This window comes from Dyella sp. (assembly GCF_035486915.1).
Classification (GTDB): Bacteria; Pseudomonadota; Gammaproteobacteria; order Xanthomonadales; family Rhodanobacteraceae; genus Dyella_B.
This window is the reverse complement of the sequence record NZ_DATHMR010000108.1, coordinates 1-10,185: the sequence shown is the minus strand read 5'-3', so window position 1 is coordinate 10,185 and position 10,185 is coordinate 1. Positions and strand designations below refer to the sequence as shown.

Genomic DNA, 10,185 nt, shown 5'->3' with positions numbered 1-10,185 from the left:
GGGCTCGCAACTTTCGCGCGCCGGCTATCTGGCACCCCGTGTTGATGAATCATCATCTTCACCGCCTGCATCACCGATATCCGACACTGCCGTGGACAGCACTTCCTGCGCTCGTGCGCGTGGATGCCGTAGCTTCCGCTCCCGATAACGACGCTGGTTATTTCAGGGCAGCGCTCCGGCAGTTTCGCGGGTTTGGCAAAGTACGCTAAAGGAGACGTGCGTGGGCCCACCGCGCGCGCTGGTGATCTGACGATCACGCACGCTGCTAACTCAACCTGCGATATTTGTCAGGGCTTGTTGCCAAAGAACGTTGCGCTGAAGATCGTGCTCAATACCGATTCAGCGGCGGCATCGGACAGTTCGTTCGGCATGGTGATATTGAAGTAAAGCACGCCGTCGATCAGCCCCATGCTCGCGAGCGCGAGATCCTTGGCGGCGGCAGGCACGGGCATGTCCAGGCGCTTGCAGAACTGCGCGATGAAATAAGCGATGGTGTCGCGCTTTTCCAGGCACAGCGTATTCAGGCGTTGGCGGAATTTTGCATCGCGCACCGCATGCAGGCGTGCTTCGGCCCAGACGATATAACTGGTGTGGTCCCGATAGCACTGGGCATAGAACTGCGCCAGCTGTTTTTGCAGGTCGTCGCTGGAAAGGTCGGCGTCCAGCAGTCGCTGCAGATCTTCCTGGATGCTTATGTGATCGCGCTTGAGCAGCTCGATGAACAGGTCGGTCTTGCTCTTGAAGTTCGAGTAGAACGCGCCACGGGTGTAGCCGGCCTGTCCGGCGATGTCTTCCACGCTGGTCGCGGTCAGGCCTTTTTTGGCAATCGCCACCGCCGCGGCGTCGAGCAGGCGCAGGCGGGTCTGTTCGCGGCTTTCTTCCCGGGTCAATCGTTTACGTGGCATGCGGCATGGTACCACGCCGTTTGGCACATGTATTTCAATACTCATTTGCATTCAGATACAGTAGTGTATTAGAGTTCATTGACGTATTTAAGGGCCGCAACGGAAAGGTCCGTCGCGGTCTTCAGCCCCCATCTATCCCCAGGAGTGGCCCGTGCAACAGCAAGAATTCCCCACGCCACCCGGCCTGACGCGGAGGGCCGCCTGGCTGGCCGGCACCGTGGTCATATCGTTGCTGCTGGCGGCCTGCGGCAAGAAAGCACCTGAAGTCGACCAAGCCATGCCCGTGATCGCCCTGCCGGTACAGGCCGTCGACGGCGTGTCGGCGGGCCGATTTCCTGGCGACATCCACGCGCGTTACGAAATGCCTTTGTCGTTTCGAGTGGGCGGTCAGCTGACGGCGCGCTACGTCAATCCGGGTGACCTGGTGAAGAAAGGACAGGCTCTGGCGCAACTCGATCCCACCGATGCCGGCAATCAGCTGGCTGCCGCGAAGGCGGCCCTCGATGCGGCTGAGCATCGCCTGCTATTCGCCACCCAGCAACGCGACCGCGACGAAGCGCAATCGAAGCAGAACCTGATCAGCCATCTGCAGTTGGAACAAACGCAGGATGCGTACGCTTCCGCGCTGGCTGCGCGCGACCAGGCGAAACAGCAGTTCGAACTGGCGCAGAGCCAATCGCGTTACACGACGCTGATCGCCGATCACGACGGCGCCATCACCAGTCGGCAAGCAGACACCGGCCAGGTGTTGTCCGCCGGGCAAGCCGTGTTCGGCTTTGCGTGGTCGGGCGAGCGCGAGGTGTATCTCGATGTACCGGAGAGCCGCATCGATGGCATCGTTATCGGGCAAGTCGCCAAGGTGACGCTGCCGGCATTGCCCGGCCGCGTCTTCGATGCACGGGTGCGTGAAATGTCGCCGGCAGCGGATCCTCAGTCGCGCACCTATCTGGTCAAGCTGACTATCGATCGACCCGCAGACATGTTGCAGCTCGGCATGACCGCGGATGTCGTTTTGCAAGCCGTAAAAACATCGAGCACAGCCATAAGCATTCCTGTCACCGCCTTATTTCATCAAGGCGAGCACCCCGCTGTATGGGTGATTCGACCTGCCGACGCCACGCTTGAATTGCGTCCCGTCACCATCGACCGTTACGGCGAGCATGACGTGCTGATCGCCAGTGGTCTGCAAGCAGGCGAACGCGTTGTGATGCAAGGTGTGCATACCGTGTCGATCGGCGAAAAAGTCGCGCCGATCGCGCCGCCGCATCCTGAGGATGCGCCGCAATGAGCAACGAAGGACGTTTCAATCTTTCGGCCTGGGCTCTGCGTCATCAGTCCCTGGTGTTCTTCCTGATGGGTATGATCGCGCTGTTCGGTCTGCTGTCGTACAAGCATCTCTCGCAATCGGAAGATCCGCCGTTCACCTTCAAAGTGATGGTGATCCAGACGTTCTGGCCCGGTGCCAGCGCGCAGCAGGTGCAGGAGGAAGTGACCGATCGCATTTCGCGCAAGTTGCAGGAAACACCGGCGATCGATTTCCTGCGCAGCTATTCGCGTCCTGGCGAGTCGCTGATCTTTTTCAATATCAAGGATTCCGCGCCTTCCTCCATCGTGCCGGACACCTGGTATCAGGTGCGCAAGAAAGTCGGCGATATCGGCACGCAGTTGCCGCAGGGTGTGCAAGGCCCGTTCTTCAACGACGAATTCGGCGATGTCTATACCAATATCTATGCGCTGGAAGGCGATGGCTACACGCCGGCGCAACTGCACGACTACGCCGATCAATTGCGCGCCGAACTTCTGCATGTACCCGGTGTTGCTAAAGTCGATTACTTCGGCGATCAAAATCAGCACATCTACATCGATATCCCGAATGTACAGCTCGCGAAGTTGGGCATCAGCCCGCAACAGATCGGTCAGGCGATCAATGAGCAGAACGCGGTAGCGTCTACCGGCGTTCTGACAACCGCCGACGACCGCGTGTTCGTGCGTCCGAGCGGGCAGTTCGACGATATGAATGCACTGGCCGATACCTTGCTACATATCAATGGCAAGAGTTTCCGACTCGGCGATATCGCCACCATCCGACGCGGTTACGACGATCCGCCGAGCCAGGTGATGCGCTTTATGGGACGGCCGGTGCTAGGCATTGGCGTCACGATGCAACCTGGCGGCGATGTGATCCAACTGGGCAACGCGCTCGATCGAGCGACCGGCACCTTGCAGAAGCGCTTGCCGGCAGGGCTGAAGTTATCGGAAGTGACCAGCATGCCGCATGCGGTGTCCCATTCGGTCGACGACTTCCTTGAATCCGTCGCCGAGGCTGTGGCGATTGTGTTGCTGGTGAGTTTGCTGAGCCTGGGTTTTCGCACGGGCATGGTGGTGGTGATCTCGATCCCGTTCGTGTTGGCGGCCACCGCGTTGTGCATGGATGTGTTCGGCATTGGCCTGCACAAAGTATCGCTTGGCACATTGGTGCTCGCGCTGGGCCTGTTGGTCGATGACGCAATCATCGCCGTCGAAATGATGTCGGTGAAACTGGAACAGGGCTGGGGCAGGGTGCGTGCCGCTGCTTTCGCGTATTCCAGCACGGCCTTCCCGATGCTGACCGGCACCCTGGTTACCGTTTCGGGTTTCTTGCCGATCGCCTTGGCCAAGTCGGGCACTGGCGAATACACGCGCTCGATCTTCGAGGTCTCGGCGATTGCATTGCTGGTGTCCTGGCTTGCGGCGGTGATCGTGATTCCGCTGCTGGGCTATCACATGCTGCCCGAACATCATCAGCGCGCCAAACCGGGACAGGAGTGGTGGGCACGTTTCCTGCCGCAGCGCTGGCGTGACGCGCGCGCCGCGAAGGCGATCCAGCCCGTGCATAACGGCGATGAGATCGAGATTTACGACACTGCGTTCTATAGGCGCTTTCGTAGTTGGCTGAACTTCTGCCTGCGCAATCGTTGGCTGGTGTTGGCATCGACGGTTGCATTGTTCGTGGTGGCGCTGGCGGGTTTCGGAATTGTGCCCAAACAGTTTTTCCCGAGTTCGGATCGTCCGGAGTTGCTGGTCGACTTGCGCTTGCCGGAAGGCGCCTCGTTGGCCGCGACGCTGCGTGAGACCAAGCGCTTTGAAGCGGCGATCCATGACCGCAAGGAAATCGCCAGCTACGTCAGTTTCGTCGGCAACGGCGCGCCCCGGTTCTATCTGCCGCTGGATCAGCAATTGGCGCAGCCCAATTTCGCGCAGTTCGTGATTACCGCCAAAGACGTCAAGCAACGCGAGCAACTTGCGACGTATTTGGATGACGAGCTGAAGCGCGATTTCAGCGAGGTGCGCAGTCGTGTCAGCCGGTTGGAAAACGGACCGCCCGTAGGCTTTCCGGTGCAGTTTCGTGTCGACGGTGACGATATCGCCACCGTACGGGGCATTGCAGAACAGGTGGCTACGGTAATGCGTGCTGACCACGACACTACCAATGTGCAGTTCGATTGGGATGAGCCGGCCGAGCGCTCCGTGCGTTTCGAGGTCGACCAAATCAAAGCGCGCCAGTTGGGCATCAGTTCGCAGGATGTCGCCAATTTCCTGGCGATGACCTTGTCAGGTACGACTGTGACGCAGTTCCGCGAGCGCGACAAACTGATCGCGGTTGATCTGCGCAGTACGAATGGCGATCGCATTCATCCCGATCAGATCGAACAGTTAGCCATACCCACATCGAACGGCACGGCAATTCCGTTGGCGCAGCTCGGGCACGTCACGTATGGTCTGGAGTACGGCGTGATCTGGGAGCGCGATCGTCAGCCGTCGATTACCGTGCAAGCGGACACGCGTAACGGTGCGCAGGGTCTCGACGTCACGAACGTTATCGATGCGAAGCTCGCTGATATCCGCAGTCATCTGCCGGTGGGCTATCGCGTCGAGGTCGGCGGCTCGGTCGAACAGAACGAGAAAGCGCAGAGTTCGATCAATGCGCAAATGCCGTTGATGGTGATCGCTGTGCTGACCTTGCTGATGATTCAACTGCAAAGCATCGGTCGCACCTTCATGGTGGTGCTTACGGCGCCCTTGGGGTTGATCGGTGTAATCGCCGCGCTGCTGTTGTTTCATGAGCCATTCGGTTTCGTCGCGATGTTGGGCACGATCGCTATGTTCGGCATCATCATGCGTAACTCGGTGATTCTGGTCGACCAGATCGAGCAGGATATTCACGCCGGGCATCCGCGCTGGGAAGCGATCATCGGTGCCACGGTTCGCCGTTTCCGCCCGATCACGTTGACTGCAGCAGCAGCGGTGCTGGCCTTGATACCGCTGTTGCGCAGCAACTTCTTCGGCCCGATGGCAACTTCCCTGATGGGTGGCATCACTGTCGCGACGGTGCTTACGCTGTTCTATCTGCCGGCACTTTATGCCGCGTGGTTCCGCGTGCGCGCCGATGAGCCGGCGCCGAAGCCGGAGGTTGCAGCATGAGATTCGAAATCATGATTCGATCGACACGCGTGGCGGTCCTGGTGGCAACCATGACGTTGGCAGGTTGTGCTTTTGCCCCGCCCGCCAAACCACCCGCACCACCCACACCCGCGCACTACGCGGTGCAGCCGACACCCGCGGACAGTGCCAAGGCCGACGACGTTGCACAGCATTTCAGCCTGGGCGCGCGTGCGGTCCCGGCATGGTGGCGTTTGTACGGCAGCGACACGCTCGATGCCTGGGTCGATGAAGGTCTGCGCAACAATCCGTCGCTGGCGGCAACGCAGCACACGCTGGAAGCAGCCCATCAACTATTGCGTGCGCAAGTCGGTGCAAACATGTTGCCGACGCTGGACGCGCAAGGACAGACCAGTCGCCAGCGCGCGTTGGGTTTCCCGGGCATAGGCCCACCGACCAATCTCTACGACGTCTATGCGGGGCAACTCGCGCTCAGCTACAACTTCGACCTGTTCGGTGCCACACGTCACGGCATCGAGCAGACCGCGGCGCAGGTCGATCAACAGTCCTACGAGTTCGACGCGGCCAAGCGTGCCTTGGCGGCGAACATTGTGATCGCCGCCATCAATGCAGCGTCGTTGGCGGAGCAGTTGAGCACCAGCGAGCGACTGTCCACGCTGGCGCATGAACAGGCCGCGCTGACCGAGCGCTCGTATCGACTTGGCGCGGCATCGCAGGATGATGTGCTGGCCATGCAGCAGCAGGCTGCGAGTATCGATACCTCGATTCCGCCGTTGCGCAGCCAAGCCTTGCGCGCACGCCATGCGTTGGCCGTGTTGATGGGGCGTACGCCGGATCAGGCGCCGTCGAATCTGACGCTGGCGCAACTGCACCTGCCGGTGGATGTTCCGGTCAGTGTGCCCTCCGATCTGCTGCAGCAGCGTCCGGACGTGCTCGCCGCGGAAGCGTCGGTGCGTGCGGCATCTGCACAGGTAGGCGTCGCTACGGCCAATCTGTTTCCGCATATTTCACTATCCGCGGCGTTGGGTTCTGCGGCATTCAAGCCAGCGAATTTGTTTACCGCTTCCGGCTCGATCTGGAGTGCAGGCGTTTCGCTTACGCAGCCGATTTTTCACGGCGGCGCTTTGATGGCACAACGCAAAGCCGCCATTGCGAGTTACAACGCGTCATTGGCGCAATACCAGCAAGCCGTCCTCAATGCATTCCAGAACGTTGCCGATACGCTGACCGCGTTGAATCAGGATGCATTGACACTTCAAGCCGCAACCGACGAAGCGGCGGCGGCATCGCAATCGTTCACCGACACAGACGCGCGTTATCGTCTCGGGGCGGTTTCCTATCCGGAAGCCGTCATAAGCGAGCAGCATCTTCAGAGTGCGAAGTTGAGCGAGATCCAGGCCAGAGCCGCACGCATGAGCGATACAGCAGCCCTGTTCCAGTCGATGGGAACGCCCCCTGCGGCGCCAAGATAACCTGGAGCGATCCCGGACGTGATCCGGGTAAACTTCGGCGAGGGTTGGCGATCATTGTGGGGGGCAGTGTCCAGCCGTGCCGATAGTAGGGCGCTAGCGTGATGGCAATGTCCGCTGTCGACAGTGGACATCGCCGGGGATGCATTCGATGTCCGACTTGCTTCAGATTGTTAGCCGGCGCGGTGAGGGTAAAGTTTCTGAAAGTGAGTGCTTTACGGATTGCGCTCGACAAGTGCGCGCAGATGTATGACCGGACGGGCACGTCCGTCTATTCGGTAGTTAGGCCCAAGGGTGCTAGATAAAAAAAGAATGGGTTGCTGAGTTTCAAGGACACCAGATTCGCGTTACAAATGCTTGGCTCGGTGGAGCAAGGTTGTATATCGATGGGGAGTGTCGCGACAAGAACAACAAGCTCGTGGCCAATCCTGGCGTTCCTTCATTGAGTGCGCGTTTCGAGCCTGGGATGCCCGATAGCCCTCTCGTTGAGGTTTTTGTTGAAGCCGTCGTTACCGTAAAAGCCCGCATCTGCGTAAATGGAGAAAAGATTGCCGGTGACCTGCCGGGCTAACTATCCGCTTAAGCGGATGAGCGTTCCGCGCGTCGCTTAACTCAGACGTTGAGTGGCCGCCTTCGACTGCCGTTTCAACCGGTGAATGCAACACATTGGCCAAACGGGTTGGGGGCGTTGAGAGGCGCCCACAATTCCTTGAAGACCGCTTTAAGCTATCGCGCCGCACCTCTCGCGCATTTATCCCTACATTTAAGGTGTCTGGGAGATTGACGATTCACGTAACTCATCAAAGCGGGGGGATGGCGTAGTGGCGCGCTTGTTTATAACTCTGTACCGGGTGTTGCATTGACCCATTGAGCTCACAACCAAACGCGGATATTCCTCGATAAGCTATCTGAAAGCCTGGACATCTGGGGCGGCAATGGAAAGCGACGTGAAAATCTATCGTTTCTCGCGGCGACTCTCGTCGCTGATCTTCGTTGTTGCGCTGATTTTTTCTGCGATGCCTTTCTTGCCTAGTGAACGGCAAGTGCTGCCATTGGGGTATTTGCTCATGGCGGCCGTGCCCTTGATCGTTGCTGCCATCGGTGCTCTAGCGTGGAAATATGGCATCTACGTCGACGGATCGACCCTTGAAGTCGGCGCCTTTACACGGCGGCACTACGCGCTTTGCAAAGCCACGTCTATCGAAGTGCGAAGGACTAAGGCGGGAAGGGTCGCCACGATCAAGTTTTCGGATGGTCAGAGCCTGAGCTTTGGGAGCAATTTGGTCGATTTCGACGACCTCCTAACATTGATCAGTCAGCGGTCGTCTTTGCCCGTGACGAAACCTGTGTGGGACCCATAAGGCGCGACCACACCGTGGCGTTGGAGGCCGGTCTTCGATGTAATGTCCGCTTCCATTGGAAAGCCGAAACATGGGCCCAACGGGCAGCTATTGCCATGGCGGTCGAGGCTTGGCATAAAAACACAGCGGCACTGATCAAAATCATAAAAGCCTCCCCCTGGAAATCGTTACCCGAAATTTGCTCGACTTCCCATGTTTCCCTGGGGAGAGGCTGATGAAGGCGAAGGTTGGTGCGTGGAGAGGCTGTCTTGTCGCCTTGCTGGTGCTGGTATCGGGTCATGGATATGCGGATGTCACCCAGGAAGCCCAGGTCATCGTGCATGCAGACCGGCCCGGGCCGGTCATCCATCCGGAAATCTACGGTCAGTTCGCCGAGCAGCTGGGGCGTGGCATCTATGGCGGTATCTGGGTTGGGGAGAATTCCTCCATTCCTAATATCAGGGGATATCGCAAGGACGTTGTCGACGCGTTGAAGGCGATCAAGGTGCCGGTCATTCGCTGGCCCGGTGGCTGCTTTGCCGATCAATACGACTGGCGCGACGGCATTGGTCCGCGTGACAAGCGGCCCGTGCGCATGAATGCATCCTGGGGCGGCGAAGACAGCAATCAGTTCGGTACGCAGGAGTTCATGGATTTCGCCGAGCTGATCGGTGCCAAGACCTACATCAGCATCAACGTCGGCACCGGCACGCCGCGCGAGATGAGCCAATGGATTGAATACATGACGGCAGATGGGCGTTCGAGCCTGGCGCAAGAGCGGCGTGCGAACGGACGCGACAAGCCGTGGAAGCTCGATTACGTCGGCATCGGCAACGAGATGTGGGGTTGCGGTGGTTCCATGCGTTCGCAGTTCTATGCCGATGTCTACCGCCAGTACGCTACATTCGTGCATGCGCCGCGTAATGCGCCTTTGGTTAGGGTCGCCAGCGGTGCGAACGCTGACGATGTCGGCTGGACAGATACCGTCATGTCGATCGCGGGCAGCCAGATCGATGCCATCAGTTTGCATAACTACACCATTCCGACCGGCAACTGGTTGCACAAAGGTTCGGCCACGCAATTCGGTGAGAGTGAATGGATGTCAGCGTTGCAAGGCGCTTTGCGCATGGACGATCTCATCGCCAAGCACAGTGCGGTGATGGATAAATACGATCCCAAGAAACGCGTGGCGCTGGTGGTGGACGAATGGGGCAATTGGATGGATCAGGAACCCGGCGCGAGCGAGGCAGCGCTCTATCAGCAGAACAGCCTGCGCGACGCGCTTTCGGCAGCCATCACCCTGGATATCTTCCATGCGCATGCTGACCGCGTGCGCATGGCCAACATCGCACAAATGGTGAACGTGCTACAGGCGATGATACTCACCGATCAATCAAGAATGGTTTTGACGCCGACGTATTACGTGTTCGACATGTACAAGGTTTTTCAGGGTGCGACCTATCTACCGGTAGACATACAGGCACCGGCATATCGCTACGGGACTGCTTCGGTGCCGGGTGTCCACGCCACAGCAGGACGCGATGCTGCCGGTGTCGTGCATGTAGCACTGGTGAATCTCGATCCTCACCACGCGGATACCGTTCGCTTGACGATCCCCGGCGTCAAAGGATCGGCTGTACATGGCCGAGAGTTGACCGCGCCGGCGATCAACACCATCAACACATTCGATCATCCGGACCGAGTCAAGCCAGAACCGTTTGACTGCGCAACATTCAAGCATGGGTTGGTAACAGTCGTATTGCCGCCAAAATCCGTTGTCGTGCTGGACCTTCACTGATGCGCGCTCGGCGGGTGAACCTTATGTTGCGCGTATCGGTGGCAGCAATTGTTCTTTGCTTTGGGGCGTCTGCGGTGCAAGCCGATCAAAATGTTCGGCACATCGCCGTTGATGTGGATGGCGTGTCCTCGCCGCTCGATCGCTACTATGAGTTATCCATCGGATCGGACTATCCGGGAACGCTGATGCGCGAGGACAGTCTCGCTCAGCTCAAGACCGTAAGTGCGGAATTG

6 protein-coding genes and 1 pseudogene are annotated in these 10,185 nt (G+C 58.9%); 6 read left to right on the top strand and 1 reads right to left on the bottom strand.

Annotated features, from left to right (window positions below):
• Positions 1–209 (top strand): annotated as a pseudogene (locus VK725_RS08780) (fatty acid desaturase); the annotation flags it as partial.
• 78 nt (positions 210–287) lie between these two features.
• On the opposite strand, the gene VK725_RS08775 reads toward VK725_RS08780, so the two are convergent.
• The gene (locus VK725_RS08775) at positions 288–905 is read right to left on the bottom strand and encodes a TetR/AcrR family transcriptional regulator (protein WP_325317684.1); all 618 of its coding nucleotides are present in this window, start codon (positions 903–905) and stop codon (positions 288–290) included.
• A gap of 151 nt (positions 906–1,056) precedes the next feature.
• Between VK725_RS08775 and VK725_RS08770 the strand changes: the two genes are divergently transcribed.
• The 5 genes from VK725_RS08770 to VK725_RS08750 all read left to right on the top strand — a co-directional run bounded on the left by VK725_RS08770 (position 1,057) and on the right by VK725_RS08750 (position 9,952).
• A complete protein-coding gene (locus VK725_RS08770) occupies positions 1,057–2,193 on the top strand; it encodes an efflux RND transporter periplasmic adaptor subunit (protein ID WP_325317683.1) in 1,137 nt (378 codons plus the stop codon).
• Entirely contained in the window at positions 2,190–5,366 is a 3,177-nt protein-coding gene (locus VK725_RS08765) for an efflux RND transporter permease subunit (RefSeq protein ID WP_325317682.1), read from the top strand. The genes VK725_RS08770 and VK725_RS08765 overlap by 4 nt, the downstream gene beginning before the upstream one ends.
• Positions 5,363–6,817, top strand: coding sequence for an efflux transporter outer membrane subunit (locus VK725_RS08760; RefSeq protein WP_325317681.1), 1,455 nt, complete (start codon positions 5,363–5,365; stop codon positions 6,815–6,817). The genes VK725_RS08765 and VK725_RS08760 overlap by 4 nt, the downstream gene beginning before the upstream one ends.
• A 944-nt stretch (positions 6,818–7,761) precedes the next feature.
• A complete protein-coding gene (locus tag VK725_RS08755; protein ID WP_325317680.1) occupies positions 7,762–8,175 on the top strand; it encodes a hypothetical protein in 414 nt (137 codons plus the stop codon).
• A 214-nt stretch (positions 8,176–8,389) separates the two neighbouring features.
• Entirely contained in the window at positions 8,390–9,952 is a 1,563-nt protein-coding gene (locus VK725_RS08750) for an alpha-N-arabinofuranosidase (RefSeq protein ID WP_325317679.1), read from the top strand.
• Positions 9,953–10,185: the final 233 nt, after the last annotated feature.